Source organism: Capillimicrobium parvum (genome assembly GCF_021172045.1).
GTDB classification, from domain to species: Bacteria; Actinomycetota; Thermoleophilia; order Solirubrobacterales; family Solirubrobacteraceae; genus Capillimicrobium; species Capillimicrobium parvum.
The window spans coordinates 4,606,166-4,631,879 of record NZ_CP087164.1 but is presented as its reverse complement, the minus strand read 5'-3'; the positions used below and the strand labels follow the sequence as shown (position 1 = coordinate 4,631,879).

Here is a 25,714-nt window from a genome sequence, read left to right as displayed (position 1 = left end):
CCGCCCGTCTTGGACAAAACGGACCTGGGCGCTACGCCGCGAGCAGGCGGGTGGGCGGCACGCCGGCCAGAGCGCGGCAGTCCTGCGCGAAGTGCGCCTGATCGGCGTAGCCGGCGTCGGCCGCGACCCGGGCGAGCTCGTCGCCGCGGTGCGCCGCGGCCAGCGCCCGGCGCAGGCGCAGGATGCGCGCGAGCCGCTTGGGGCCGTAGCCGACGGCGGCCTCGACGCGGCGGCGCAGCTGGCGCTCGCTGACGGCCAGCGCGCCCGCCAGGTCGCCCACCCGGGCGGCCGGCTGCTGCAGCCGTCCGGCGGCCGCACGCACGAGCGGATCGGGCGCGGCGGCGGTCGCGGCGCGCGCCGACAGGAAGTCGAAGAACGTGGCCACGCGGTCGCCGGCGGCCTCGAAGCCCTCCGCGAGCCGCTCCCCGTCGTCGCCCCACAGCTCACCGAGCCCGGCGCGCCCGTCGAGGACGTCGCCGGGTCGGATGCCGAGCAGCGCTGGGGCGGCGCCGGGGTGCATCCGCGCGCCGGCCATACCGCGCCCCGGCTCGACGTCGACGAGGAACGCGACGGTGTTCGGACCGACGAGCTGGGTGCCGGCGCCCTCGGTCCAGACGACGTCGACGCACCCGTCGGGCACCACGCGGACGGGCGGGCCCGGCTCGCCCCTGCGCTCCCACACGCACTCGACCCACGCCGTCAGCGCCGGCGGCGGCGCATGCTCGCGGTAGCTCATGCGCCCGGCTCGAAGTCGGTGACGACCAGGTCGAGGCGGTCGATCGCCATGGTCGTCAGTCGGTGAGCGCCCCGGGGTCGGCGGGAACGTCGACGGCGTGCTCCTGCAGGGCGCTGAGCGGCACCACGTCGAGCGCGCGCTCGTGCGTCGAGGCGAGCACGACGTACGCAGCCGCCCCGTCCTCGTACGCGCGCAGCCAGTTGCGCGCCGTGACGCACCAGCGGTCGCCCGGGACGAGTCCGGGGAAGCGGTACGCGGGCATCGGCGTGCTCAGGTCGTTGCCGATCATGCGCTGATGCTCGAGGAACTCGGCCGTCACGACCGCGCAGATCGTGTGGCTGCCCCGGTCCTCGGCGCCGGTCCGGCAGCAGCCGTCGCGGAAGAAGCCGGTCATCGGGTCGGTCCCGCAGGGCTCGAGGTCGCCGCCCATCACGTTGCGCTCGGTCACCGCACAAGTATGGCCGCTCGCCCGACGGCCCGCGCTGGGTTGGAAGCCGAACGGTTCGACGTCGATCGACCCCGATAGGCTGGCGCGCATGCCGGGCCCGCGCGCATCCCCGCCCCTCGGGCTCCGGCTCGCGCGGACCGCGCGCCTCGCCGGGCAGGCCTTCGACCGCGCGATGGCGCAGGCCGGCGGATCGGCGGCGACGTGGCAGGTGCTGGCGCTGGTCCGGTCGAAGCGCTGGGGCGCGCAGAACGAGATGGCCGGGGCGATGGGGATCAGCGGCGCGACGCTCACCCATCACCTCAACGCCATGGAGGACCAGGGGCTCGTGCGCCGCTGGCGCGACCGCAGCAACCGCCGCGTGCAGCACGTCGAGCTGACCGGCGCGGGCGAGGATCTGTTCATGAGCCTGCGCCACGTCGCCGCCCGCCACGACCGCCACCTGCGGTCGCGGCTCACCGAGGAGGACGCCGACCAGCTGGCCGAGCTGCTCGACCGGATCGTGGCCGGCGTCCAGGCCGAGGAGCGGCCCCCGGCCGCGCCGGGCGGCCGCGCCTGACGACGCGCGCTGCGCGTGGCGCCCGACGGCCGCGCCTGACGCGCGCTGCGGGCGGCGCCCTACGGCCGCGCCGGGAGCTCCTGCACGGCCCACTTGTTGCCGTCCGGGTCGGCGAAGAACACGAACCGGCCCCACGGGAAGCCCTGCACGTCGCTGACCTCGACGCCGCGGGCGGCGAGCTCGTCGTGGGCGGCGTCGGCATCGGCGACGACGAGCTGCATCCCCCGGACGGAGCCCGGCTCCGCGTCGGTGACGCCCTCGCCCAGCGCGATCGAGCACGCCGAGCCCGGCGGGGTGAGCTGGACGAAGCGGACCCCGTCGCTGACGGTGTGGTCGTGGTCGGCGTTGAAGCCCGCCTTGTCGGTGTAGAACGCCTTCGCGCGGTCGACGTCGGTGACCGGGATCGCCACCAGCTCGAGCTTGTAGTCCACGCCTTCGCTCCTTCGGTCGAGGGTCGGCCCGGCGGCTCCGGGCCTCGTGGAAAACAATCTACGGACGCTTGCGGCCACATCCTGGCCTAATTTTGCCCGGCCTGACGCTGGCCTGGGACGCTGGCCCGCTCAGCGGGAGGAACGCCCCCGGCCCGTACTCGGCCTTTGCGAACTACGGGAGGCTGCGGATGGCGCCGGTCGTGGTGTGGGCGAAGCTGCGCGTGATGATCACTACCGCGCCTGCGCCGCTGCTGCTCGACGGCCTGATGCCCTCGCCCGACGCGGCGACGACCGTCACGGTCCTCGTCGACGCCGACCCCGCCACGACCTACGCGGCGATCCTCGACGCCGACTTCGCCGACATGCCACGCAAGGACCCGCTCCTGCGCTGGGTGATCGCGGCGCGGGCGCTGCCGGACCGCCTCTCGCGCCGGCTGCGCGGACGACCGCCCGCGGTACCGATCGCCGAGACCGGCGGCCGGCTCGGCGTGATGGGCGAGGGGCCGGATGCCTGGATCCGCCTCGGCGCGCAGCCAGGCCGCGAGTTCGCGTTCGGGGCGATCGGCCAGTTCCTCGGAGCGCAGGTGGACTGGCGTCCCACGACCTGCGCCGAGTTCGGCGCCTTCGCCGAGCCCGGGTACGTGAAGATCGCGGCGAGCCTCTCCGTCCACCCGTACGGCGAGCGCCGCTGCCTACTCACCTACGACTGCCGCTCGACCGCGACCGACCCCGCCTCGCGCGCCTCGTTCCTACGCTACTGGCGACTCGTGTCGCCGGGGATCCGCATCGTGCTCTGGCGGGCGGCGGCGATGATCCGCCGCGGCGCTGGCGCCTGAGCCGGCGACTGCGCCGGCGCTCCGTTTCCTGGATCGCCGCCACGTCACGCCTGGCCGCGGTCCTTGGGCTCCCCGCGGCTCTCGCGGCCGCGGGCTCCGCGTACGCGCCGGACTCGCCGGGGCCGGCTCGAGGGCCGCGTGCACGATGGCTCGCGGGTCTGAGCTCCGCCCGTGCAGGGCTTGCGGGGTGCGGGCGCGCTGAACGGCTCGACGAAGGGGGCGTGGTTGGTGCCCGGCTCGCTCGGCTCGGTGGCCGGCGCGGTGGCCCGGTGTGAGGGGCTTTGTCGCATTCACGGCGCGTGACGCCGTGAACGCGACAAGGTCGGGCACTTGCCCGTTGTGCTGGCGACCGTGCCGCCATGACGGCGCGGCTCGTCGTGCAGGCGCTCTCACGCCAGCCGTACGCCCATACGGTCTGAGCGGTCAGCGCACGTCGGGGTCCGCGCGCCGCAGCACCGGCTTGACGTCGACGATCGGGGTGCCGTCGATGGCCTCGAGGTCGCTGACCAGCAGCCGGTCGCCGGCGACCTCGAGCACGCGTACCCGGTGCACCCCGATCGGGTTCGGCCGGTCCGCCGAGCGCGTGCTGAACACCCCGCGTTCCGGGTTGCGCGGGTCGTCGCGCGGTACGACGCGCAGCACGCCGCGGTCCGCGCGGTCCAGCCACGTCAGCACGAGCAGGTCGTCGCCTGCGGCGATCCCCTCGAGGCCGGCGCGCACATCGGCGTCGAAGGCCAGCCACGCGTCCGGCGCGCCCTCGTGGCCCTGCTTGGGCGCCGACGCCCGATCGGTGAGCGGCGACCGGACGGTGCCGATGGCGACGAGCTCCATGGCCGTCTTCCTACCGGATCGGCGCGACCGGCGCTCGCCTAGGCTGGGCGCATGGCCGACTGGGAGGACGTCCGGCGGATGGCGCTCGAGCTGCCCGAGACGAGCGAGCGGGTCTCACGCGACCTGCGCCAGTGGGTCGTCAAGGACAAGCTGTTCGTCTGGGAGCGCCCGCTGCGCCGGTCCGATGTCGAGGCGCTCGGCCCGGAAGCGCCGGACGGCCCGATCCTCGGCGCGCGCGTCGAGCACCTCGTGGCCAAGGAGGCGATGGTCGCCGATCCCTCCGGCGCGTTCTTCACGACGCCCCACTTCGAGGGCTACCCGGCGGTGCTCGTCCGCCTGGACGCGATCGGGCCGGCGGAGCTCGAGGAGGTGGTCGTGGAGGCGTGGCTGGCCCGCGCCCCGAAGCGGCTCGCGCGGAAGTACCTCGACGAGCACGGAGCGTCCGAGGCGTAGCCGGCCGGGTAGGACCCCGGCCATGACCGAGACCGACTACGCCGTCGTCGCTCCCGACGACGTCGACGACGCCTACGCGGGCACCGACGTACCCGGGGAGTTCCGCCGCCTCACCGACGCATTGGCCTGTGACCAGCTCTCCGTCACGCTCATCCGCGTCCCTCCGCACGCGGACTTCGAGCAGGGCACCGGGCACTTCCACGACGAGGTCGAGGAGCTCTATCTCGTGACCAGGGGGACGCTGACGATGCGCTTCGGCGACGAGGTGCGCGAGGTCCGGGCGCCGGCCGCCGTGCGGGTCGCGCGCCGCACGCCGCGCTCGCACCGCAACGAGGGCTCCGAGCCCGTCGAGATGTGGGCCGTCTCGCGCAAGATCGGCCACAGCGACTCGACGAAGATCGACGACTTCTGGGAGGCCTCGCCCGACGCCCGCCAGCACGCCGGATAGCGCCGGTTCGGTCGGCGGCGCGCGGTAGGCTCGCCGCGCCGATGGCCTACGACGAGCATCTCGCCGACCGCCTCCGCGAGATGCTCGCCGGCGAGGAGGGCGTGACCGAGAAGAAGATGTTCGGCGGGCTGGCCTTCCTGCTGCAGGGCCGCCTGTCGGTCGCCGCGTCGCGCACAGGCGGGCTGCTCGTGCGCATCGACCCGGCCGATACCGACAAGGCGCTCGCGCGGGCGCACGTCGAGCTGATGGTCATGCGCGGGCGCGCGATGGACGGCTGGCTGCTCGTCCACGCCGACGGCGTCCGGACGAAGCGCCAGCTCGCCTCGTGGGTCGGGCAGAGCGTCGCGTTCGTCCGCACGCTGCCGCCGAAGTAGCTCGTCGTCCCGGCCGTGCCCGGCCGGTGTACGGTTGGCGTCGGCCGCAGGCCGATCGTCATGGCGAGAGCGCGGGAGCATCGGGGGAGCCGTCGCGGCGTGGCCGTCGCGCTCGCCGCGGCGTGCGCGCTGGTGGCGTCCGCGTCGACGGCCGAGGCCGCGCTCGTCTTCAGCCGCGAGGACGGCACGGCGATCACGTTCCCGGGCAAGACGCGCGTGTGGTGCGGACCGTGGGAGGAGGACGTCGCGGTCCCCGCCATCCACGTCTTCGCCGGGCGCCTGCGCCATCCGCAGCACCACTGGCAGCTCAGCGCCGTGCGCCGCGACGTGGCCCCCGGCACCCGGCTGCCGTTCCCGCTCGACTTCGTCTTCGACCATCCGCGCGGCGCACAGATCTTCGCGGCGGACATGCCCAACGAGGCGTCGACGGCGGAGGAGGAGGCGTCCGGCTCGATGACGTTCACCCGCACCAGCTGCCGGCGCGGCGGCGTCGTCGCCTTCAGCATCGACGCAGTGCTCGGCAGCGAGTTCATCGACGGCGAGGAGATCCACGTGACCGGGACGTTCCGCGGCCGCGTCGGTCACGCCCCATAGCCGCGTCAGAGCCGCTGCAGCGTCGCCGCGTCGGGCGCGCCGCCGAAGAGGCGGTCGAGCACCTCGGTGAACACGGGCTCGTCCGGCGCGGCGCGGGAGAACAGCGTCAGCGAGGAGCGCAGCTTCATCGCGTCGATGCCGCCGAGGATCTGATCGGCGCTCCGGCCGGAGTGCGAGAGCAGGGCCGCGGCGGACTGGCGCAGCCGCGGGCCGAGCACGGGGTGGGCGAGGTACGCCTGCGCCTCGGCGAGCGACGAGATCGCGTAGTGCTGGGCCGTTGCGCTGCGGCCGAGCCCGGCGATCTGCGGGAAGACGAACCACATCCAGTGGCTTGTCTTGCGTCCGGCACGCAGCTCGGCCAGCGCGGCGTCATAGGTGGCTCCGCGGTCCTGGGCGTCGACGAAGCGCTGCAGGTCGAACGGATCGCTCATGGCCCCCCAGCATGACGGACCAGCCCGCCCCTAATCCGTAAGATCTTTTCGCGTGATGGGCCGCGAGCGTTCGGCGCACGTCGAGGGCCCGCATCGGGGAAGTCCCTTGCGCGACGGCTACTGCGCGTAGCGGTGGTGCAGATCGAGGACGTTGCCGGCCGGGTCGAGGAAGAGCGCCTGGTGGCAGACGCCGCTGTCGATGGTGTCGCCGAGGAACTGCACGCCCTGCTCCTCGAGCGCGGCGCGCGAGGCCGCGACGTCGTCGACGTGGAAGGCGAGCGGGACGCCGTGCGGGCGGAACTCCTGGCCGAACGCGGTCGGGTCCATCACGGCGACCGTGAGGTTGCCGGCCTGGAACTCGACGCCGGGCATGTCGCCCCAGCGCTTGACGAACGGCAGGCCGAGCACGTGCTCGTAGAAGTGCGCCGAGGCGTCGATGTCCTTCGCCGGGACGGTGGCGAAGTCGACGCCGGTGATGGAGAGGGCAGTCATGGCGGGGTGGCTCCTCGATGGGACGGTGGACGCAGGTCTATCGCTTCGACGGCAGCGCGCGCCGGAAGTCATCGGTTGCGCCGGCGCGCGGTCCGTGCAACACTGAACCTGATGGTTCAGTATTCGCAGCTCGATCGCACGCTCGCCGCCATCGCGGACCCCACCCGTCGGCAGGTGCTCGAGCGCCTCGGCGCGGGCAGCGCGACGATCACCGAGCTCGCGGAGCCGTTCGGGATCTCCATCACCGGCATGAAGAAGCACGTGCGCATCCTCGAGGACGCGCGGCTCGTCACCACCGAGAAGGTCGGGCGCGCGCGGCGGTGCACCGCCGGCCCCGGGCGCCTCGACGACGTGGAGGCCTGGATGGAGACCTACCGCCGGACCCTGGAGGAGCGCCTCGACCGGTTCGAGGAGCTGCTCGAACGCACGAAAGGAGCACCGCATGACCAGCCAGCAGAAGGACGCACGCCGGACGCTCGTCACGACGCCGGGCGACCGTGACATCCACATCGAGCGCATCTTCGACGCGCCGCGCGATCGCGTCTTCGCGACCTACACCGATCCGGAGCTGATCCCCGAGTGGTGGGGGCCGCGCGGGACGACCACGATCGTCGACGTCATGGACGTGCGCACCGGCGGCAGCTGGCGCTTCGTGACGCGCGGAGAGGACGGCAGCGAGACCGGCTTCCGCGGTACCTATCGCGAGGTGACGCCGCCGGAGCGCATCGTCCAGACCTTCGAGTGGGAAGGGATGCCGGGCCACGTGTCGGTCGAATCGGCGACGTTCGAGGAGCTCGACGACGGGCGCACCCGGGTCGTCACCACATCCGTGTTCCATACCACCGAGGAGCGCGACGGGATGGTCGGCTCGGGCATGGAGGGCGGCCTGCGGGAGACCTACGAGCGCCTCGACGAGCTGCTCGCGCGGCTCGCCGCGGGCTGACTCAGCGGCGCTTCGACCAGGGCGTCACCGGCCGCTCGAGCCGCTCGCCATCGACGATGAGGTCGACGTGCTCGTTGAAGAACGCGATGCGGTCCCGGATCTCGGCCGCCTCGCGCAGGGGCTCGGGATAGAACCACGCGATGTCGCCGTGGGCCGGATGCGCCCAGTACGAGGCGTGGCCCTTGTAGGCGCAGGTGCTCCGGGTGTCGGTGCGCGTGAGGCGGTCGAGCCGGACGTCCTGCGCCGGTAGGTAGAAGCGGATCGGGAGCATCGTCTCGAACAGCAGGCACGGACGGGTCGACTCGGCGAGCACGTCGCCGTCGAGCTCGACCCGGACGTGCCGCGAGCTGTGGAGGATGTCGATGCGGTGAAACGGGTCGCGCGGATGGCCGACGTTCGGCTCGTCCTCCTCGTACCAGGCGTCGAACGCGCCGAAGTCGAGGATCGCGTAGCCGGCGAGGTCGTCGTCGTCCGCGTGGACCGCGTCCGGCGGAACGCCGTCGCCCAGCTCGTCGAGCGGGACGGCGTACGCCGGCACGGGCCGGCGCGGAGGCCACACCAGCAGCGCGCGCCGGGTGTCGATGACGGTCCGGCCGCCGAGCTCCGCGCGGATGCGCTTCTCGATGGGTTCGTGGCGGCGCTCGTCGAACGCCTGCATCAGGAGGTCGCGGACGCGCGTGCTCATGTCGTCGATCCTCCCACGCCGCGGGCCCTAGCGTGTGGGCGCATGACGGGTCTGCGGCCGGAGCATCTCGCGTGACGCGCTGCGGCGTCCTGCTGCCGACGTTCGATCCGCTCGGCACGGGCGAGCCGCCGCCGGTCGTCGCCGCTGCGCGCCGGGCCGAGGCGCTCGGCTTCGACGGCGTCTGGGCCGGCGACCACCTCGCCTGTCCGGCGCCGGGGCTCGACGCGCCGTCGTGCCTGGCGGCCGCGGCCGCCGTCACCGCGCGGGTGACGCTGGGACTGAGCGTCATGCTCCTCGCCCTGCGGCCGCCGGCATGGGCGGCCAAGCAGCTGCAGACGATCGAGGCGCTCGCGGGTGGGCGGCTGCGCGTGGGCGTCGGGCTCGGGGGCGAGTTCCCGCAGGAGTTCGCGGCCGCCGGGGTGCCGGTGCACGAGCGCGGCCGGCGCGTGGACGAGACGCTCGAGGTGCTGGCCGACCTGCTCGGCGGGCGGCCCGTGCGGCGGGCCGGCGGCGCGCTCGGAGACCTCGACGTGCCGGCGCTGAGGCCGGCCGTCGCGGCGATGCCGCCGATCTACGTCGGCGGCCGCGGCGAGGCGGCCCTGCGGCGGGCGGCGCGCTTCGGCGATGCCTGGCTGCCGATGTGGCTGACCGCGGACGAGGTCGCCCGGCGCGCGGAACGGCTGGCCGCGCTCGCCCAGGAGCACGGACGCCCCCGGCCCCGGCTCGCGCTGCTCGTCGGCGTGCGGGTCGACGACGACGTCGCGGCCGCGCGCGACGCCGCGGCCGCGCATCTGCGCGGGCTCTACGGCCTCGACCTCGAGGCCGTCGAGCGCTGGACCGCGCTCGGTGGTGTGGCGCAGGTCGCCGAACACCTGGCCGCGTACGTCGAGGCGGGGGTCGGCGAGCTGATCCTGATGCCGCTCGGCGCCGCGCCGCTGGCACAGTACGAGCGGCTGGCGGAGGTGCGGGTGCACCTCGGCCTCGGCCGCCCGACGGTTTCGGCCGACCAGGAAGGAGCCCGCGCGTGAGCGCCCAGCCCGCCTCCCACTACGACCCCACCGCCTTTCGCGAGGTCTTCGAACGGCGCTTCACGTACATCGCCGGGGTCGAGCGCAACAGCCACCGGTTCGCCTCCCGGTTCGCGCTGCACGACCCGGCGAGCGGCCGCCGGTGGACCTACGCGTCGCTGTGGGCCGACGCCGGGCGGCTGGCCGGAGGGCTGCGCGATGCCGGCGTGGGGCCGGGCGACGTGGTCGTCTTCCAGCTGTTCAACGGGCCCGAGCTGGCGCTGCTGTGGCTGGCGGCGCAGCGCCTCGGCGCGGTCGCGTCGCCGATCAACTTCCGCCTCTCATCCGGGGAGACGGCATATGTGCTTGACGACAGCCGGCCGCGGGCGTTCGTGTACGACGGCGCGCTCGAGCCGACGGCGCGCGACGCGCTCGCGCGGGCGTCGCATGAGCCGGGCCTCGTGGCGGTCGTGGGGCCGGGCGGCGGCCGCGCCCGCGCGTTCGACACGCTGCTCGAGGCCGAACCGCCCGCGTCCCTGCCCGACGCGACCACGTATGACGAGACGACCCGGCTCTATACGTCAGGCACGACCGGCATGCCGAAGGGCGTGTCGCTCAGCAGCCTGGTCGAGGTGCTCTCGGCGCACGACGTGATCATGCACTTCCCCCTCTCGCCCGAGGACCGGACGCTGAACATGACGCCATGGTTCCATCGCGGCGGGCTGTATTCGGGCGGCCCGAACCCGGTGTTCTACGTCGGCGCGGAGGCGGTCGCGCTGCGCCAGTTCGACCCCGCGACCGTGCTCGACCGGGTCGCCGAGCACGGGCTGACCTACCTGATCGGCGCGCCGACGAACCTCGCCCTGCTGAGCGCGGAGCAGCAGGCGCGCCCGCGCGACCTGTCGACCCTGCACGGGATCGTGACGATGGGCGCGCCGCTGGACCGCGAGGCGTGCCTGCGCTACCAGCGCCTGCTCACGCCGCGGATCTTCAACGGCTACGGCACGACCGAGGCGTTCTGGAACACGTTCCTGCGGCCGGCCGACCTGCCCGACCACGCGGGTTCGGCCGGACGGGCGTGCACGGACGACGACGTCGCGGTCGTGCGGATCTACGAGGACCGGGTCGCCGCGCCCGACGACCTCGCGGCGAAGGACGGCAGCGAGGTGGGCGAGGTCATCGTCCGCTCCGTGAAGTCCGGGTACGCGTACGTCAACCAGCCCGAGGAGCAGGCTGCGCGGTTTCGCGACGGCTGGCTGTACATCGGCGACCTCGCGACGTGGGACGCCGACGAGTACGTGACGATCGTCGGCCGCAAGGACGACATGATCATCTCGGGCGGGGAGAACGTGCACCCGACCCAGGTCGAGGCGGTCCTCAACGAGCATCCCGGCGTGAGCGACTGCGCCGTGGTCGGCCTGCCGGACGAGCGCTGGGGCGAGATCGTCGTCGCCTACGTCGTGCGCGCCGACCCGGCGCTCGACGCCGCCGCGTGCGAGGCGCACTGCCTCGCGCACCCGATGCTCGCCGGCTACAAGCGCCCGCGGGCGTACCGGTTCGCCGACGTGCTGCCGATGACGGCGACGGGCAAGAAGGTCCACTACCAGGTGCGCGCGCAGGTCGAGGCCGACGCCGCCGCCGGACTGCTCGAGCGCCCGTGACGGCGCGCGCCGACGAGGTCGTCGTCACGGGCCTGGGCGCCGTCACCCCGCTCGGCCTCTCGGTGGCCGAGACGTGGGACGGGCTCGTCGCCGGGCGCTCGGGCGTCGGGTGCATCACCGCGTTCGAGGCGTCGGACCTGCCGGTGCGGATCGCCGCGGAGGTGCGGGGGTTCGACGCCGAGGCGGTCATGGGGGCCAAGCGCGCCCGGCGCTCGGCGCGCTTCTCGCAGTTCGCGGTCGCCGCGGCGCGCGAGGCGGTGGCGGACGCCGGGCTCGATGTCGCCGCCGCCGCCGACCGCGTCGGCGTCATCGTCAACAGCGCGGTGGGCGGAGCGCCCGAGACGCAGTGGGCGGTGGAGGCGCTCGTCGCGGGCGGCCCGCGCGACGTCAGCGCGACGTACGTGCCCTCGACCATCCCGAACATGCCGGCGTGCGAGGTGGCGATCGACGTCTCGGCGCACGGACCGGTGAGCGCGAGCGCCCTGGCCTGTGCGAGCGGCAACTACGCGCTGCTCGAGGCGCGGCGCCTGATCCTCGCCGGCGAGGCCGACGTCGTGATCGCCGGCGGGACGGACGCCGGGATCGGCAAGGCGATGATCGCCGGCCTGGCGAACATGGGGCCGCTGTCGCAGCGCAACGGCGAGCCGGAGCGGGCGAGCCGCCCGTTCGACGCCGACCGCGACGGGTTCGTCTACGGCGAGGGCGCGGTCCTGCTCGTGCTCGAGTCCGCCGCGCACGCGCGGGACCGCGGCGCCCGCGTGTACGGGAGCGTCGCGGGCGGCGCCCTGACGAGCGACGCGTTTCACATCAGCGCGCCGGAGCCGTCGGGCACGTACGCGGCGCGGGCGATCGAGCAGGCGCTGGCGCGCTCGGGGACTCGGCCCGAGGAGGTCGACTACATCTGCGCCCACGGCACGGGGACCCGTGCGAACGACGTCACCGAGACCCGCGCGATCCGGGCGGCGTTCGGCGCCGCCGCGGACGCGGTGGCGGTCAGCTCGCCGAAGTCGATGGTCGGCCACATGATCGCGGCGGCCGGCTCGCTCTCGGCGCTCGCATCACTGCTCGCGATGCGCGACGGCGTGATCCCGCCGACGGTCAACCTCGAGGCGCCCGACCCCGAGTGCGACCTCGACCACGTCGCGCTGCGCTCCCGGCGCGCCGACGTGCGCACCGCGGTCGTCAACGCGTTCGGCTTCGGCGGGCAGAACTGCGTGGTGGTGCTCAGAGCGCCGTCGCCGGATCCCTGACGCCTCAGCCGTGCAGGTGCAGCCGCTCGCCCTGCGGCCCGAGGATGGCGATGAGCTCGACGGCCCCGTCGACGGCGCCGAACCAGTGCGGCGTCCAGGTGGTGAACTCGACCGCCTCGCCGGGTTCGATCGTGAAGTCGTCGGCGCCGAGGATCAGGCGCATCCGGCCGTGCAGGACGTAGAGCCAGTCATGGCCCTCGTGGACCGGGAGCGGGTCCGGCGGCGTCGTGCGCGTGGCGGCTATGCGGATCTTGAAGGCCTGCAGGCCGCGGGCCGCGCCGCGGTGCGTCAGCGGCCACATCGTCAGGCCGTCGAGGTGCTCCGGCTCCGAACGCACGCGCGGGTCCTGGGCTGGCCGGGCGCCGAGCAGCTCGTCCGCCGTCACGCCGAGGGCGTCTGCGAGCAGCGGGACGTGGTCGAGGGCCAGACGCCGCTTGCCCGATTCGAGACGGCTCAGCGTCGAGACGTCGATGTTCGCGCGGTCGGCGACCTGCTGCAGCGTCAGCCCGCGCTCGCTGCGCAGCTCGCGCAGGCGCCGGCGGACCCGGACGTCGAACGGCTCCGTGTTTGCCGACATGGCAAAGCAGCTTGGCATATCCGAGCGACGCCGTCACGCTGAGACGATGACCAAGACCTGGGACTGCATCGTCGTGGGCGCCGGCGCCGCCGGGCTCAGCGCCGCGCTCGTGCTCGGCCGCGCCCGGCGCGCCACGCTCGTCGTCGACGCGGGAGGCCAGAGCAACCGCCCCGCCCACGGGATCGGCGGGCTGATCGGCCACGACGGCCGCCCGCCCGCCGACCTCTACGCCGGCGGACGGGCCGAGCTCGCCGCGTATCCGAGCGTCGAGGTGCGCGCGGGCGAGGTCGTGCGCGCGGCGCCGGACGGGGCGGACGGCTTCGCGCTCGAGCTCGCCGGCGGTGCCCGCGAGACGGCTCGGCACGTCCTGCTCGCCACCGGGATGGACTACCGCTTCGCGGACGTGGCCGGCATCGAGGAGCGCTGGGGGCGCTCGGTCTTCCACTGCCCGTTCTGCCATGGCTGGGAGGTGCGCGACGGGGCGCTCGGCGTGCTGGACCGCGGGGAGACGGCGGTCCACCGGGCGCTGCTGCTGCGGATGTGGAGCGACGACGTGACGGTGTACGCGAACGGTCCGGTGGACCTCGACGCCGACGGCGCCGACCGGCTCGCGGCGGCGGGGGTGGGCATCGACGAGCGCCCCGTCGCCGGTCTGCGCGGACCGGGCGACGCGCTCACGGCCATCGCGTTCGCCGACGGCGACGAGCGCGCCTGCGACGGCCTGCTCGTGGCCGTGACGCTGCACCAGCGCTCGCGGCTGGCCGAGCAGCTCGGCGTCAGGACGATCGCCGGCCACCTCGGGCAGCTGGTCGAGGTCGACACGTGGCTGCGCACGAGCGTGCCGGGCGTGTCCGCGGCCGGCGACGTGACCCCGCCGCCCCCGTCGGTGGCGAGCGCGATCGCCTCGGGCTCGTTCGCCGCGGTCGGGATCGTGCAGCGCATGGCCGGGTTGTGAGCCGCAACCCTCGGGGTACGACGGCGTTGATGCGGGCATGAGGAGCGTGACCGTGTTGGTGCTGGTCGTGGCCGGGCTCGCGAGCGCGCCCGCGGCGCACGCGACGACGCCCACGCCGATCGACGCCGGGACGGCCCGGACCGGAACCGCGCCCGCGGCGCACGCGACGACGCCCACGTCGATCGATGCCGGTACGGCCCGGACCGTGAGCACGGCGTTCGCCAACGACTGCGGCGCCTGCCAGGCGACCGTCGCGGACTGCGCCCAGGTCACGAGCCGCCGCGCCGACTGCGTGGTGGCCGAGGAGGGGGACTGCAGCTTCGTCGTCGCCTCGCGGGTCGACCTCAGGGGCTACCTGTACTACGACGTCTACCCGTGCCGGCCCGACGCACCGCCGACCGCGGAGGCCCAGGTCCGGAAGCACCCGGCGGGGCGGTTCTTCGAGCCGCTGACCCCCGCCGCGTTCGAGTTCGCCTCCGACGTGTACCCGACGAGGCTTCCGTATCCGGCGTTCCCGGTCCGCCACTACCACGGCACGACGAGCCAGCGCGAGACGTTCGACCTGTGGATCACCCCCGGCCGCCTGGTGCTCACCGGCTCGGGCGTGCCGTTCGACGCGGCGTGCTGGCCGGGCCCGGCGTTTCTGCGGCTCGGCCGCGAGCACGTGACGCGCAAGGGCCGGATCTCCTCGCGCCGCGCCCACGCGAACGCGGACACGCCCGCGCACCGGCTCGACGCCCGGCTCACGGACCATCGCCGGCGCGTCACCGGGACCCTGCGCCTGCGCGACCTCCGGTGCCGGCGGGCGCCGATCCGCTTCACGGGCCGGCGCGTCGGCGGGCCCGGCTTCGGCCGCGGCCGCTGAGCGCGGCTCAGCGCCACTGCGCGCTGACGGCGCGCAGCTTCTCGGGGTCGGTGATGACGTCGATCTCGGCGATCCGGCCGCGGGAGACGGTGATGCCCGCGACGCCGACGACCCGGCCGCCGGACGCCACGACGATGCCGGCGCCGCCGTTGACGATGGCCGGGTGCGCGAGGGGCGCGAACCGCGGGCCGCCCTGCGCCGCGCGGCGGGCCACCGCCTCCGCACCGACGAGCGGAGCGATCCCGCGGCGCGTCCCGGTGTCCCGGCGGAAGACCACGTCGGGGTCCAGCAGGGCGACCAGCGCCTCGAAGTCCCCGTCGCGCGCTGCTTTGAGGAACGCGTCGACGAGCTCGCGCTGGCGGGCGAGGTCGGCGTCGGCGACCGGGGCGCCGCGGGCCCGGCGCCGCGCGCGGCTGGCCAGCTGGCGCGCCGCGTCGGGCGTCGTCTCGACGATCTGCGCGATCTCGGCGAACGACACGCCGAACATGTCGTGCAGCACGAACGCCAGGCGCTCCTTCGGCGACAGCGTCTCGAGGACGACGAGCAGGGCGAGGCCGACGGAGTCCGCGAGCAGCGCCTCGCGCTCGAGATCGGGCGCGGCGCCGTCGGTCGTGACGATCGGCTCGGGGACCCAGCTGCCGACGTAGTCCTCGCGGCGGCGGTTGCGCGCCTTGAGCATGTCGAGGGCGACGCGCGCGACGACCGTGGTCAGCCAGCCGCCGAGGTTGTCGATGCCGCCGGCGTCGCTGCGGCTCAGCCGCAGCCAGGCCTCCTGCACGGCGTCCTCGGCCTCGCTGGTGGAGCCGAGCATCCGGTACGCGACCGCCCGCAGCCGCGGCCGCTGCGCCTCGAACTCGCTCGTCACCACGTCCCGGTCGTCCATCGCTGCTGTCACATCCTCTCGCCCGCTGTCGTCACCCACATGACGACGCTCACCGCAGCGATGTGACGAAGCGCAGGAGGACCGACCCCATGACGACCGCCCAGAGCACCCGGACCCCCCTCTCGACCCGTCGCGGCAGGCTCGCGCTCGCGCTGCTGTGCGCGATCGCGTTCCTCGACTTCGTCGACGCGTCGGTCGTCAACGTCGCGCTGCCGTCGATCCGCCGCGACCTCGGCTTCTCCGTCCAGGATCTGCAGTGGGTCATCAGCGGCTACCTGCTCACGTACGGCGGGTTCATGCTGCTCGGCGGCCGCGCGGCGGACCTGTTCGGGCGGCGGCGGTTGCTGATCGCCGGCACCACGCTGTTCGCCGTGTCGTCGCTGGCCGGCGGCCTGGCGCAGAGCTCGGGCATGCTCGTCGGCGCCCGCATGGCGCAGGGACTCGGCGCGGCGATGATGCTGCCCGCCGCGCTGTCGCTGCTGACGACGACGTTCACGGGCCGCGACCGGCACACGGCGCTCGGGGTGTGGGGCGGCGTTGCCGGCTTCGCCTCGGCGGTCGGCGTGCTGCTCGGCGGCGTGCTGTCCGAGGGGCCCGGGTGGCGTTGGGTCCTGCTCGTCAACGAGCCCGTGTGCGTGCTGGCCGTCATCGCGACCGTCCGGCTGTTCGCCGACGATTCCCGCCGGCCCGACCGGCGGCGCCTCGACCTCCGCGGCGCGCTGCTGAGCACCGGCGGGATGCTGCTGCTGGTCCTCTCGCTGGTGAAGGCGCCCGACGTCGGCTGGGGCGACCCGCGGACCGTCGCCGGCCTCGCGGGTGCCGCGGCGCTGCTGGCCGTGTTCGTCTGGAGCGAGGCTCGCGTGGCCAACCCGCTGCTGCCGCTGTCGATCTTCCGCGTGCGCGGACTGGCGGCCGCGGACGTCACGCAGCTCATCGCGGTCGCGGGGATCCTCGCGATGTTCTTCTTCCTCACCCTCTACATGCAGAACGTGCTCGGGTGGTCGCAGATCCAGTCGGGGATGGCGTACCTGCCGCTGTGCTTCGGCGTGGCGGTCGCGGCGGGCGTGTCGTCGCAGCTGCTCGTTCGCGTGGGGACGCGTCCGGTCGCCGTGGCCGGAGCGCTGCTGGCCGCGGGCGGCGTGTTCTGGCTGTCGCGCGTGCCGGTCGACGGCTCCTACACGGCCGACATCCTGCCCGGCCTGATGCTCGCCGCGGTCGGGCTCGGCGCCGTGTTCGTCGCCGTGACCACGGCCGCCAACGAGGGCGTCGTGCGCGACCAGGCCGGCCTGGCGGCCGCGCTGCTCAACGCGTCGCAGCAGGTGGGCGGCGCGCTGGGGCTCGCGGTGTTCTCGGCGATCGCCACCTCGCGGACCGACCACCTGCTGGGCGGCGCCGGCTCGCCCGCCGAGGCGCTGACCGGCGGGTTCCGGTCGGGGCTCCTGGCGTGCGCCGTCGCGCTCGCCGCGGCCGCGGTGCTCGCGCTGCGCCTGGCGAACACCCGGGGCGAGACCGCGGCGACCGACGACGACGCGTCCGTGCGACGTCCGGTGGCCGAGGCGGCCTGAGGGTCGGCGATGCTCGACCCGCGGACGCGCAGCGCATGGGATCCGGTGCCGGCGGTGTTACCGTCGGCTTCCGCTCTTGCACCTCGATCGTTGGGGAGGACCGAATGGCGACAGTGAGCGTGCGGTACATCGTCGATGACGTCGACGAGGCGATCGCCTTCTATACCGGCCTGCTGGGCTTCGAGGTCGTCATGCGGCCGGCGCCGCCGTTCGCGATGCTCAGGCGCGGCGACCTGCGGCTGCTGCTGAACGCGCCGAGCGGACAGGGTGGCGGGGGACGGACGCTTCCCGGCGATCGCCGGCCGGAGCCGGGCGGCTGGAACCGCTTCCAGCTCGAGGTCGTCGATCTCGAGGCCGAGGTGCAGCGGTTGCGCGACGCGGGCGCGACGCTGCGCAGCGACATCGTCCGCGGCATGGGTGGCGACCAGGTGGTCGTCGACGACCCGTCCGGCAACCCCGTCGAGCTGTTCGTCGCGCAACCCCGCGACTGAGGACGGCTCAGCTCGCCGGCGCTGCTCAGCGGTAGCGCCGCGGCTCCAGCGGCCGCCGCCGCTGGTCGATCGCGGCCAGCAGCGTCCCCGCATCGCCGATGCGCAGGAAGACCTCGACGCGACCGGGCTCGTCGTGGCCGAACCGCTCGCCGTCGAACGCGACCGTCAGCCCGTCGTCGCGGGCGGTCACCTCCAGCTCCGTCGCCTCGCCGTCGTCCCAGCCGACGTCCACGAGCGACGCGCCGAGCGCGGAGATCGCCAGGCGCTGCTGCGTGATCGCCAGCGCCGCGATCGTGCCCCGCCTGCGCCCGCCCTCGCCGCGCGTGACGGTCGCCGGGATGCCCTCGGCGATCAGCACGATCCGCTCGCGCTCCAGCCGCTTGCGCTCGTCCGCCGGGAAGCTGCCCTTCTTCAGATACAGGCGTCGCAGGAGTCCGATGCGGCGAGTCTAGATCGACCGGCCGCTCACCCCGCCGCCGGCGGATCCCAGAGGACCGGTAGGCGGGCCGGCCCGCGAAACTCCCAGCCGCCGATCTCGGCGGGCTCGTCGGGGTCGAGGCGCAGGCTCGGCAGCCGCTCGAAGAGCATCCGCAGCGGGATGCGCTGCTCGTAGCGGGCGAGCCAGTGGCCGACGCAGAAGTGCGGCCCCGTGCCGAACGCGCGGTGGGCCTGCGCGGGACGGCCGATGTCGAAGGCGTCGGCGCGTTCCCACCGGCGCTCGTCGCGGTTGGCGGAGGCGAGCACCGCCGCGACGCGCGCGCCCGGCTCGAGCGTCACGCCGCCGATCTCGACGCACTGGAGGACTTGGCGCGTCGCCGTCCCGACCGGCGCCATCCACCGCATGGCCTCCTCGACCGCCGCGTCCGCGAGGCCGGGATCGGCGAACACCCGGGCGCGCTGGCCGGGGTGCGTCAGCAGCGCCCAGAGCGTCAGGCCGGCGCCGTGGCCGGGTTCCTGCATGCCGCCGAGCAGGATCAGCTTGAGGTCGGCGAGGACCTCCGCGCGCGGGCGCAGTGCGCGCGGCTGACGTCGCGAAGCATCCCGGCGAGCAGGCTTCCGTCGGGCTCGCGCTCGAGGCGGTCGCAGATCGGCCCGAGCCGCTCGTCGATCTCCCGCGACGCCGCGTCGGAGATCGCGTACTTCGCCGGGTCCCGCTCGTGGTTGGCGCCGCCCGTCGCGAGCGCGAAGAACCAGCGGCGCAGCGTGTCGGCGTCGAGGTCGCCGAGCCCGAGGACCCGCCCGAGCGACAGGACGCTGACCGGCTCGAGGAACTCCGCCATGACGTCGGCGCGGCCGCGCGGGGCCATCCGCTGCAGCAGCGGCTCCGCGACGTCGCGGACGAGCTGCGGCGCCCACGTGTCCACGAGCTTCGGGCGCAGGGCGGCCTCCAGCGGCGCGCGCAGCCGCTTGTGCAGCACGCCGTCGACGGTCAGGACGTTCTCGCCGAGCGCCCGCCGCAGCGGCGAGGCGGACACGTCGGCGGTGAAGAGCTCCGGATGCGCGTTGACGTATTGCACGTCGTCCCAGCGCGTGACGAACCACAGGCCGACGGCCGGGACCCAGCACACCGGTTGCTCGGCGCGCATCCGGGCGTAGAGCGGGTACGGGTCGGCATCGAGCATCTCGACCGTGATGCTCTCGCCGAAGCCCTGCTCGGCCGTGGTGGACATGGAGCAACCATGCCGGTGACGGGCGCGCACGGCAACACCCGGCCCGCGAACGCCGTCATGCCGCGAGCGGCGCCGGTTCGGCCGCCGGCCGGCGCGCGTCGAGGAACCGCAGCGTCCCGTCGTCGACCGTGCCCCGGCGCAGCGTCTGCACGTCGGCGTCGTAGCTCATCGCCAGCTGCCACGGCGCGCGGTCGCCCGCGCGGGGGAACGCGTCGAGCGAGCGCAGCACGTAGCCGGCCCGGAAGTCGAGCAGCGGCCGGGTCTCGAGCTCGCCGTCGAGCTGCGGGACGCAGGCGTCGTGACCGGTCGCGTCGAGGTGCGCGAGCAGGCGGCACAGGTACTCGCAGACGAGGTCGACCTTCAGCGTCCAGGACGAGTTCGTGTAGCCGATGGAGAAGGCGAAGTTCGGCACGCCGCTGAGCATGAGGCCCTTGTAGGCGACGGTCTCGGGCAGGCGCACCTCCCGGCCGTCGACGCGCAGCTCGATGCCGCCGAACGCGAGCAGGTTCAATTCGGTGGCGGTGACGACGAGGTCGGCCTCGAGCTCGCGGCCCGACCGCAGGCGGATGCCGTGCTCGGTGAACGTCTCGATGTGGTCGGTGACGACCGACGCGGTGCCGCGGCGCAGCTCGCGGAACAGGTCGCCGTCGGCCGCGGCGCACAGCCGCTGGTCCCACGGGTCGTAGCTCGGCTTGAAGTCCACGTCGACGTCGGCGGCGGCGCCCTCGAGCTGCTTGGCGTTGACCCAGCGGATGAGCCGCCGCGCGGCGCGGGGGAAGCGGCGGGAGAACCCGTAGACCAGCTGTTGGCGGCGGATGTTCTTGCGCCGCGCCAGCGCGTAGCCGCGCCGGTCGCCGAAGATCCGGCGCAGCCAGTTGGCGATGGGATCGCGCGACGGCAGCGGCAGGACGTAGGAGGGGGAGCGCTGCAGCATCGTCACGTGGGCCGCGTCGGCGGCCAGCGCCGGGACGAGCGTCACGGCCGTCGCACCGCTGCCGATGACGACGACGCGCCGGCCGGCGTGGTCGAGGGCCTCCGGCCAGTGCTGCGGATGGACGATCTCGCCTTCGAAGCGCTCGAGGCCCCGCAGCTGCGGGGTGAAGCCTTCGTCGTAGCGGTAGTAGCCGCTGGCGCAGAACAGCCAGCGGGCGGTCATCTCGAGCGTGTCGCCGCGGGCGGGCCGCTCGACCTGCACGGTCCAGACGGCGTGCTCGGAGGACCAGTCGGCGCGGACCACCCGATGACCGAAGCGGATGTGGCGGTCGATGCCGTTCTCGCGCGCGGTCTCCTCGATGTAGGCGAGGATGGCCGGGCCGTCGGCGATCGCCTTGTCGCCGGTCCACGGCTTGAAGGCGTAGCCGAAGGTGTGCAGGTCGGAGTCCGAGCGGATGCCGGGATAGCGGAAGAGGTCCCAGGTGCCGCCGATCGCGTCGCGGGCCTCGAGGATCGCGTAGGTCCTGGCCGGCAGGTTCGCCTGGAGATGGTGGGCGGCGCCGATGCCGGAGATGCCGGCACCGACGATGAGGACGTCGAAGTGCGTGAGATCGGCCGGGTGCGTGGTCATGGTGGATTCGAGATCCATGATGCCCGGCGGGCGCAGGATCCGGCCATGCACTTCGCCCTGAACTCGTGCGTCTACATGTGCAAATCGCCCATCGCTCGGCTAAGCTTTCCGTCCGATGGTCGACCATGGATCGTGGACGCGGCCCTCGCCTCGCGTCGCCGAGCTGATCCGCACCGGCGCGAGCCTGCTGCTCGAGGCGCCCGACGAGGTCTTCGCCGAGGTCGACGCCGCGATCCTCTCCGATCCCGAGCACCCGATCGCCTCCGATCCCGTGCTCGCCGCCGCCGTGCGCCGCAGCAACCGCGCGAACCTCGTCCACTGGGCGACGGCCAACGTGCACGACCCGGGTGCGCCCGTGGCGGCGAACCTCGGGCCCGAGACCCTCGCCATCGCCCGCGATCTGGTGCGCCGCGGCCTGGCCGACGAGGCGCTGCGCGGGTATCGCGTCGGTCAGAACGTCGGCTGGCAGCGGTGGATGGCGCTCGCGTTCGAGCTCACGTCCGACGCCGGCGAGCTGCGCGAGCTGCTGGCCGTGACCGCGCGCTCGATCTTCGCCTTCGTCGACGCCACGATGGCCGGCATCGCCCAGCAGATCGAGCGCGAGCGCGATCAGCTGACGCGCGGCACCCACGCTCAGCGCCTCGAGCTCGTGTCGCTGATCCTCGAGGGTGCGCCGGTCGCGCTCGACCGCGCGTCGACGCGTCTGGGCTACGCGCTGGACCGCTCCCACACGGCGGCGATCGTCTGGAGCGACCGGCCCGACGCGGACCCGGCCGTCCTCGAGCAGGCGGCCGAGGCGCTCGGCCGCGCCGGCGGCGGTGCGCGGCCGCTCACCGTGCTCGCGAGCGCCTCGGCGCTGTGGGTGTGGATCAGCGGCGCCGACGGGGCGAATGGCGCGGATGCCGGCGCGCTCGACGGCCCGGCGGACGTGCGCGTCGCCTTCGGCCCGACGCTCGAGGGGCTCGCGGGCTTCCGCCGCAGCCACCTCGACGCGCTCGCCACCCAGCGGCTCATGCACCGCGGCGGCGGGCACCTGCGCCTCGCCCGCTACGACGACGTGCAGGTCGTCGCGCTCGCCACCCACGACGAGGAGCGCGCCGACGAGTTCGTCGCGCGCACGCTCGGCGAGCTCGCCGCCGCGCCGCCGGACCTGCGCGAGACGACCCGCGTCTACCTGCGCGAGGGACAGAGCGCCACGCGCGCCGCGCGCGTGCTGTTCACGCACCGCAACACGGTGCTCGCTCGCCTCGCCCGCGCGGCGAGCCTGCTGCCCGCGCCGCTGGAGGGACGCGGCCTGCCGGTCGCGCTCGCGCTCGAGATCGTGCACTGGCGCGGGACGTCACCCGGCCAAACATGAGTGGCGATTGCTCTTGAGCGGGCACCTTTCCGGTGTGTAGCGTCGCGCGCATGAATCTGCGTCGCCTCGTTCCTGCGGTCATCGCCGCGCTCTCGCTCGGCAGCCTGCTCTCGCCGGCTGCTCACGCGGCCAAGCCCGCCGCCGGTCCACTCACGCCGGTGATCGCGTCGATGATCCCGCAGCGGCAGGTGGTGGCGGTGCGCGGGTCCGACGGACGCTTCCACGTCCTCTACGAGCTCATGCTCACCAACTCGGTGGGCGCGCCCGCCACGCTCGGGCCGGTGCGGATCCTCGACGCCGCCAACGGGCGGACCGTGCGCCGCCTCTCGGTCAAGGAGATGCTCAGCACCGGGGCGCTGCACCAGCTCGACCGCCAGGACTCCGAGACGTCGAAGCTGCCGGCCGGCTCGTCGCGGCTGCTGACGCTCGACGTCAGCTTCGCGTCGCGCGCGGCGGTGCCCCGGCGCCTGACGCACCGCTTCCAGGTCGCGACGCAGAACCCGCTCACGAGCCAGGCGCAGCGGTTCACCTACGACGCGGGCCGGGTGCCGGTGTCGCGTCGCATCCCGCCCGCGTACGCGCCGCCGCTCGAAGGGACCGGCTGGGTGGCCTCCGACGGCTGCTGTTCGCCATCGGGACACGTCAACGCGATCCTCGGCCTCAACGGCCGGCTGCAGGCCGCCGAGCGCTTCGCGATCGACTGGATGCGGATCGACGCCGCCGGGCGCATGTTCCAGGGCGACCCGGCCAACCCGGCCAGCTGGTTCTCCTACGGTTCGCCGATCAAGGCCGTGAGCGACGGCGTCGTGACCTACGCCCGCGACGGCGAGCCCGATCAGACGCCCGGCAGGATGCCGACGAACCTCACGTGGGATCAGCTCGTCGGCAACGCGGTCTACGTCCGCACGAGCGACGGGCTCACGCAGGCCTTCGTGCACCTCTCGCCGGGCAGCGTCCGGGTGAAGGCCGGCGACCGCGTGCAGACGGGGATGGTCCTCGGGCTGCTGGGCAACAGCGGCGCCTCGCTCGCCCCGCACCTGCACTTCCATGTCGTCGACGGGCGCCGGCCCGCCACGTCCGACGGGTTCCCATACACCATCACCTCGTTCTCGCTCGCCGGTCAGGCGAACGTGAACCAGCTGCTGGCGGGGATCAAGGGCGAGGCGAGCTTCCCGTCGCGCGACCAGCTCAACCCGGTCGCGCACGACGACGAGCTGCCGCTCGGCTTCTCGGTCGTCGACTTCTGACCCGCGGCTCCGTCGCCGTCCCACCGGCCCCGAGGATGCGCATGTCGAGCACGTCGGGCGAGCCCGTCCCGCGCCCGTTCGCGTCTCGCACCGGCGGCGCCGCGAGCCGAGCTTGACCTACGTGTGCGGGGCGTCATCGAGGTCCCTCCCTGCGGTCGGTGGCGGTCGGAGCCGAGGCACCCCGGCCGGTCGCAGGTCACCGGTGCTGGGCGACCGCCCCGGGGGTCTGCAGGATGGTGCGGGCGACGCCCTCCGGGTCGTCGATCATCGGGACGTGCCCGACCCCGGGGAGCACCACGAGGCGAGCGTCCGGCAGGCGCGCACGCGCGACGGCGCCGTTGACCTCGACGGGCAGCAGCGTGTCGCTGCCCGACCAGGCCAGCGTGACCGGGCACGGCAGCGGATCGAGCGGGGCGACCTCCTCGCCGGTCGTGAGGATGTCCTCGGCGATCGGGCAGCCGAGGAGGTCGTGCGTGGCTTGGGCGACCTACGCGGCGTCCAGGCGGTCGCCGTGGCGGGCGGCGTCGCGCAGCGTGAGGCGCCGGACGGTCGCCGAGCGCAGCAGCAGCGACATCGGGAGCGCCCGGCTGAGACGAGCCATCCGTCCCACACGCGCGGCGACATCCCGAGGGGATGCAGCAGCACGAACGCTTCGCGAGCGGCCATGCCGCGATCCTGACCCATGGGGTCTCGCGGAGTGCGAGGTCGCTCACACAGTGCACACGAACACCACCTTCCGGTGATTCGATCCTGAGGTACGGTCGCCGACATGAGACCGACACGCCCGGGGTGCGTCGTCGTCGCCGTCGCCGCCGCCGTCGCGTTCGGCGGCGCTGCCGCCACGGGGCAGGCGGCCTCGCCGGGCGCGCGGGCAGCCGCCACCGCGAAGCTCGTCAAGACGATCCACCGGATCGAGAGCAAGCCGCGATACCACCAGTCCGACTGGGGCTATCAGGTCGTCGATCAGCGCACCGGCAAGGTCCTGGCCGGCCAGCGCACCCACAAGATGTTCGACCCCGGGTCGACGATGAAGCTCTACTCGGTGTCCGCGGCGCTGGCGATGTACGGGCCGAGCTACCGCTTCCGCACGCCGGTCTACCGCCAGGGTCCGGTCGCCGGCGGCACGCTCAGCGGCAACCTCGTCCTCGTCGCCTCGGGCGATCCCAGCCTCGGCCTGCGCGAGCAGCCGAACGGCACGCTGGACTACGAGAGCCTGCCGGCGGCCAACCAGAGCTATGCCGACCAGCTCCCCGGCGCGGTCGAGCCACCCGGCAACCCCCTGGCCGGCCTCGATCAGCTGGCGCAGAGCGTGCGCGCCTCCGGCGTCACGCAGATCAACGGCGACGTCATCGTCGACGACCGGCTGTTCAAGGTCTACGACGGCTTCCCGGACGGGCTGATGTCGGCGATCTGGGTCAACGAGAACCTCGTCGACCTGCTCGTCACGCCGGGTACGGTCGGCGGCCCGGCGTCGATCGCGCCGCGGCCGATCACCGGCACCTACGTCGTCGACAACAAGGTCACGACGGTGGCGAAGGGTCGGCCCACCAACCTCACGGTCTCCGAGCCCACCAAGGGGACGATCGAGGTTCGCGGGACCATCGCCGCCGGCAGCCCCCCGACCCTGAGGGTCTGGGAGATCGCCGATCCGGCGGCCTTCGCCCGGACCGCGTTCATCGAGGCGCTGCAGCGCGCCGGCGTCACGGTGTCGGCGGCGACGACGGGGCCGAACCCCGCCACGCTGCTGCCCGCCAAGGACAGCTACAGCGCGTCCGACCTGGTGGGCGAGCACGTCTCCGCGACGCTCTCGCAGTTCGCCAAGCTCATCCTGAAGGTCAGCTGGAACCGCGGTGCGGACGTGATGGCGTGCCTCGTGGCCGTCAGGCTCGGGAGCACCGACTGCGCTGACGGGATGCGGGGCGAGGTCAGGCACGCCGTCGGCCTGGGGGTGCCGCGCAACGGCGTGGTGCCCCAGGACGGCGCCGGGTCCGACGACCAGGGCCGGACGACGCCCGCGGCGATGGTGACGCTGCTGCGACGGGCCGCGAAGACGCCGTACGGCAACGCGCTGGTCGACGCCCTGCCGATCCTCGGCCGGGACGGAACGCTGGCGAACGTCCTGTCGAGGTCGCCGGCGGCCGGGCACGCGCAGATCAAGACGGGCAACCGCGTGGTGTCCAACTCGGCCGGCCAGATCATCGTGCTCGGCAACAGCCTCGCGGGGTACGTCCAGACCCGCAGCGGCCGGCACGTCGTCGTCATGATCGCGGTCGGCAACGTCCCCATCCGCACGTCACTGGCGTTCTTGAACGTCGTGACCGATCAGGCCCGCATGCTCGAGGCCATCTACAGGGACCTGTGACG

Annotated in this window: 32 protein-coding genes; 18 read left to right on the top strand and 14 right to left on the bottom strand. The window is 74.0% G+C overall.

Going from position 1 to position 25,714, the window contains the following annotated elements:
• Window positions 1-31 precede the first annotated feature (31 nt).
• Window positions 32-736 carry an AraC family transcriptional regulator gene (locus DSM104329_RS22555; RefSeq protein WP_259312107.1) on the bottom strand — a complete coding sequence of 235 codons (705 nt, stop codon included), beginning with the start codon at window positions 734-736 and terminating at the stop codon, window positions 32-34.
• A gap of 55 nt (window positions 737-791) precedes the next feature.
• Window positions 792-1,184, bottom strand: coding sequence for a DUF2237 family protein (locus DSM104329_RS22550; protein ID WP_259312106.1), 393 nt, complete (start codon window positions 1,182-1,184; stop codon window positions 792-794).
• Window positions 1,185-1,272: 88 nt separating this feature from the next.
• Here DSM104329_RS22550 and DSM104329_RS22545 point away from each other — a divergent pair, with 88 nt between their 5' ends.
• Window positions 1,273-1,740 carry a MarR family winged helix-turn-helix transcriptional regulator gene (locus tag DSM104329_RS22545; RefSeq protein WP_259312105.1) on the top strand — a complete coding sequence of 156 codons (468 nt, stop codon included), beginning with the start codon at window positions 1,273-1,275 and terminating at the stop codon, window positions 1,738-1,740.
• Between the two features lie 59 nt (window positions 1,741-1,799).
• Here DSM104329_RS22545 and DSM104329_RS22540 read toward each other — a convergent pair whose 3' ends face one another.
• Window positions 1,800-2,171, bottom strand: a complete 372-nt coding sequence (locus tag DSM104329_RS22540) for a glyoxalase superfamily protein (protein WP_259312104.1) — start codon at window positions 2,169-2,171, stop codon at window positions 1,800-1,802.
• 188 nt (window positions 2,172-2,359) lie between these two features.
• Here DSM104329_RS22540 and DSM104329_RS22535 point away from each other — a divergent pair, with 188 nt between their 5' ends.
• Complete coding sequence (locus tag DSM104329_RS22535) at window positions 2,360-3,007, top strand: hypothetical protein (protein WP_259312103.1); 648 nt, start codon at window positions 2,360-2,362, stop codon at window positions 3,005-3,007.
• A gap of 423 nt (window positions 3,008-3,430) precedes the next feature.
• On the opposite strand, the gene tsaA is transcribed toward DSM104329_RS22535, so the two are convergent.
• Complete coding sequence (gene tsaA / locus DSM104329_RS22530) at window positions 3,431-3,838, bottom strand: tRNA (N6-threonylcarbamoyladenosine(37)-N6)-methyltransferase TrmO (RefSeq protein ID WP_259312102.1); 408 nt, start codon at window positions 3,836-3,838, stop codon at window positions 3,431-3,433.
• A gap of 51 nt (window positions 3,839-3,889) precedes the next feature.
• On the opposite strand from tsaA, the gene DSM104329_RS22525 reads away from it, so the two are divergent.
• The 4 genes from DSM104329_RS22525 (at window position 3,890) to DSM104329_RS22510 (ending at window position 5,707) form a co-directional block, all read left to right on the top strand.
• Window positions 3,890-4,291, top strand: coding sequence for an MmcQ/YjbR family DNA-binding protein (locus tag DSM104329_RS22525; protein WP_259312101.1), 402 nt, complete (start codon window positions 3,890-3,892; stop codon window positions 4,289-4,291).
• A gap of 22 nt (window positions 4,292-4,313) precedes the next feature.
• Window positions 4,314-4,739 carry a cupin domain-containing protein gene (locus DSM104329_RS22520; RefSeq protein WP_259312100.1) on the top strand — a complete coding sequence of 142 codons (426 nt, stop codon included), beginning with the start codon at window positions 4,314-4,316 and terminating at the stop codon, window positions 4,737-4,739.
• A 41-nt stretch (window positions 4,740-4,780) separates the two neighbouring features.
• Window positions 4,781-5,113, top strand: a complete 333-nt coding sequence (locus tag DSM104329_RS22515; RefSeq protein WP_259312099.1) for a TfoX/Sxy family protein — start codon at window positions 4,781-4,783, stop codon at window positions 5,111-5,113.
• Between the two features lie 99 nt (window positions 5,114-5,212).
• Window positions 5,213-5,707 carry a hypothetical protein gene (locus DSM104329_RS22510; RefSeq protein WP_259312098.1) on the top strand — a complete coding sequence of 165 codons (495 nt, stop codon included), beginning with the start codon at window positions 5,213-5,215 and terminating at the stop codon, window positions 5,705-5,707.
• A 5-nt stretch (window positions 5,708-5,712) separates the two neighbouring features.
• Here the strand turns inward: DSM104329_RS22510 and DSM104329_RS22505 are convergent, their stop codons facing one another.
• Entirely contained in the window at window positions 5,713-6,138 is a 426-nt protein-coding gene (locus DSM104329_RS22505) for a DUF1810 domain-containing protein (protein WP_259312097.1), read from the bottom strand.
• 117 nt (window positions 6,139-6,255) lie between these two features.
• Window positions 6,256-6,630, bottom strand: a complete 375-nt coding sequence (locus tag DSM104329_RS22500; protein WP_259312096.1) for a VOC family protein — start codon at window positions 6,628-6,630, stop codon at window positions 6,256-6,258.
• A gap of 111 nt (window positions 6,631-6,741) precedes the next feature.
• Between DSM104329_RS22500 and DSM104329_RS22495 the strand changes: the two genes are divergently transcribed.
• A complete protein-coding gene (locus DSM104329_RS22495; RefSeq protein WP_259312095.1) occupies window positions 6,742-7,131 on the top strand; it encodes an ArsR/SmtB family transcription factor in 390 nt (129 codons plus the stop codon).
• Entirely contained in the window at window positions 7,073-7,573 is a 501-nt protein-coding gene (locus DSM104329_RS22490; RefSeq protein WP_259312094.1) for an SRPBCC family protein, read from the top strand. Before DSM104329_RS22495 ends, DSM104329_RS22490 begins: the two co-directional genes overlap by 59 nt.
• Before the next feature lies 1 nt (window position 7,574).
• Here the strand turns inward: DSM104329_RS22490 and DSM104329_RS22485 are convergent, their stop codons facing one another.
• Window positions 7,575-8,258 (bottom strand): DUF427 domain-containing protein, encoded by a 684-nt coding sequence (locus DSM104329_RS22485; protein WP_259312093.1) that lies wholly within the window; start codon window positions 8,256-8,258, stop codon window positions 7,575-7,577.
• Between the two features lie 71 nt (window positions 8,259-8,329).
• Between DSM104329_RS22485 and DSM104329_RS22480 the strand changes: the two genes are divergently transcribed.
• From DSM104329_RS22480 to DSM104329_RS22470, 3 genes are read left to right on the top strand one after another with little or no spacing between them, the layout of a single operon-like run.
• Window positions 8,330-9,286 (top strand): LLM class flavin-dependent oxidoreductase, encoded by a 957-nt coding sequence (locus DSM104329_RS22480; protein ID WP_259312092.1) that lies wholly within the window; start codon window positions 8,330-8,332, stop codon window positions 9,284-9,286.
• The gene (locus tag DSM104329_RS22475; RefSeq protein WP_259312091.1) at window positions 9,283-10,926 is read left to right on the top strand and encodes a class I adenylate-forming enzyme family protein; all 1,644 of its coding nucleotides are present in this window, start codon (window positions 9,283-9,285) and stop codon (window positions 10,924-10,926) included. Before DSM104329_RS22480 ends, DSM104329_RS22475 begins: the two co-directional genes overlap by 4 nt.
• Window positions 10,923-12,176, top strand: coding sequence for a beta-ketoacyl-[acyl-carrier-protein] synthase family protein (locus DSM104329_RS22470; RefSeq protein ID WP_259312090.1), 1,254 nt, complete (start codon window positions 10,923-10,925; stop codon window positions 12,174-12,176). Before DSM104329_RS22475 ends, DSM104329_RS22470 begins: the two co-directional genes overlap by 4 nt.
• A gap of 4 nt (window positions 12,177-12,180) precedes the next feature.
• On the opposite strand, the gene DSM104329_RS22465 is transcribed toward DSM104329_RS22470, so the two are convergent.
• On the bottom strand, window positions 12,181-12,753 hold the full coding sequence (locus DSM104329_RS22465; protein WP_259312089.1) for a helix-turn-helix domain-containing protein: 573 nt from the start codon (window positions 12,751-12,753) through the stop codon (window positions 12,181-12,183).
• A gap of 46 nt (window positions 12,754-12,799) precedes the next feature.
• Here DSM104329_RS22465 and DSM104329_RS22460 point away from each other — a divergent pair, with 46 nt between their 5' ends.
• Together DSM104329_RS22460 and DSM104329_RS22455 are read left to right on the top strand one after the other, a co-directional pair.
• The gene (locus DSM104329_RS22460; protein ID WP_259312088.1) at window positions 12,800-13,708 is read left to right on the top strand and encodes an NAD(P)/FAD-dependent oxidoreductase; all 909 of its coding nucleotides are present in this window, start codon (window positions 12,800-12,802) and stop codon (window positions 13,706-13,708) included.
• Between the two features lie 37 nt (window positions 13,709-13,745).
• Complete coding sequence (locus DSM104329_RS22455) at window positions 13,746-14,573, top strand: hypothetical protein (protein WP_259312087.1); 828 nt, start codon at window positions 13,746-13,748, stop codon at window positions 14,571-14,573.
• Window positions 14,574-14,580: 7 nt separating this feature from the next.
• Here the strand turns inward: DSM104329_RS22455 and sigJ are convergent, their stop codons facing one another.
• Window positions 14,581-15,456 (bottom strand): RNA polymerase sigma factor SigJ, encoded by an 876-nt coding sequence (gene sigJ, locus DSM104329_RS22450; RefSeq protein ID WP_259312086.1) that lies wholly within the window; start codon window positions 15,454-15,456, stop codon window positions 14,581-14,583.
• Window positions 15,457-15,545: 89 nt separating this feature from the next.
• Between sigJ and DSM104329_RS22445 the strand changes: the two genes are divergently transcribed.
• Together DSM104329_RS22445 and DSM104329_RS22440 are read left to right on the top strand one after the other, a co-directional pair.
• The gene (locus tag DSM104329_RS22445) at window positions 15,546-17,021 is read left to right on the top strand and encodes an MFS transporter (protein WP_259312085.1); all 1,476 of its coding nucleotides are present in this window, start codon (window positions 15,546-15,548) and stop codon (window positions 17,019-17,021) included.
• Between the two features lie 104 nt (window positions 17,022-17,125).
• Window positions 17,126-17,512 carry a VOC family protein gene (locus DSM104329_RS22440; protein ID WP_259312084.1) on the top strand — a complete coding sequence of 129 codons (387 nt, stop codon included), beginning with the start codon at window positions 17,126-17,128 and terminating at the stop codon, window positions 17,510-17,512.
• A 25-nt stretch (window positions 17,513-17,537) separates the two neighbouring features.
• Here DSM104329_RS22440 and DSM104329_RS22435 read toward each other — a convergent pair whose 3' ends face one another.
• The 4 genes from DSM104329_RS22435 to DSM104329_RS22420 form a co-directional block, all read right to left on the bottom strand.
• Window positions 17,538-17,870 carry a hypothetical protein gene (locus tag DSM104329_RS22435; RefSeq protein ID WP_259312083.1) on the bottom strand — a complete coding sequence of 111 codons (333 nt, stop codon included), beginning with the start codon at window positions 17,868-17,870 and terminating at the stop codon, window positions 17,538-17,540.
• Window positions 17,871-17,977: 107 nt separating this feature from the next.
• Window positions 17,978-18,472 carry a cytochrome P450 gene (locus tag DSM104329_RS22430; RefSeq protein WP_259312082.1) on the bottom strand — a complete coding sequence of 165 codons (495 nt, stop codon included), beginning with the start codon at window positions 18,470-18,472 and terminating at the stop codon, window positions 17,978-17,980.
• Between the two features lie 14 nt (window positions 18,473-18,486).
• Window positions 18,487-19,182: a cytochrome P450 family protein gene (locus tag DSM104329_RS22425; RefSeq protein WP_259312081.1), complete on the bottom strand. Its 696-nt coding sequence runs from the start codon at window positions 19,180-19,182 to the stop codon at window positions 18,487-18,489.
• A 55-nt stretch (window positions 19,183-19,237) separates the two neighbouring features.
• A complete protein-coding gene (locus DSM104329_RS22420) occupies window positions 19,238-20,746 on the bottom strand; it encodes a flavin-containing monooxygenase (RefSeq protein ID WP_259316249.1) in 1,509 nt (502 codons plus the stop codon).
• Window positions 20,747-20,861: 115 nt separating this feature from the next.
• Here DSM104329_RS22420 and DSM104329_RS22415 point away from each other — a divergent pair, with 115 nt between their 5' ends.
• Both DSM104329_RS22415 and DSM104329_RS22410 read left to right on the top strand, forming a co-directional pair.
• Complete coding sequence (locus tag DSM104329_RS22415; RefSeq protein ID WP_259312080.1) at window positions 20,862-22,103, top strand: PucR family transcriptional regulator; 1,242 nt, start codon at window positions 20,862-20,864, stop codon at window positions 22,101-22,103.
• 50 nt (window positions 22,104-22,153) lie between these two features.
• The gene (locus tag DSM104329_RS22410) at window positions 22,154-23,350 is read left to right on the top strand and encodes a M23 family metallopeptidase (protein WP_259312079.1); all 1,197 of its coding nucleotides are present in this window, start codon (window positions 22,154-22,156) and stop codon (window positions 23,348-23,350) included.
• Window positions 23,351-23,546: 196 nt separating this feature from the next.
• Here DSM104329_RS22410 and DSM104329_RS22405 read toward each other — a convergent pair whose 3' ends face one another.
• Entirely contained in the window at window positions 23,547-23,789 is a 243-nt protein-coding gene (locus DSM104329_RS22405) for an alpha/beta fold hydrolase (protein ID WP_259316248.1), read from the bottom strand.
• Between the two features lie 330 nt (window positions 23,790-24,119).
• On the opposite strand from DSM104329_RS22405, the gene dacB reads away from it, so the two are divergent.
• On the top strand, window positions 24,120-25,712 hold the full coding sequence (gene dacB / locus DSM104329_RS22400) for a D-alanyl-D-alanine carboxypeptidase/D-alanyl-D-alanine endopeptidase (protein WP_259312078.1): 1,593 nt from the start codon (window positions 24,120-24,122) through the stop codon (window positions 25,710-25,712).
• Window positions 25,713-25,714 lie beyond the last annotated feature (2 nt).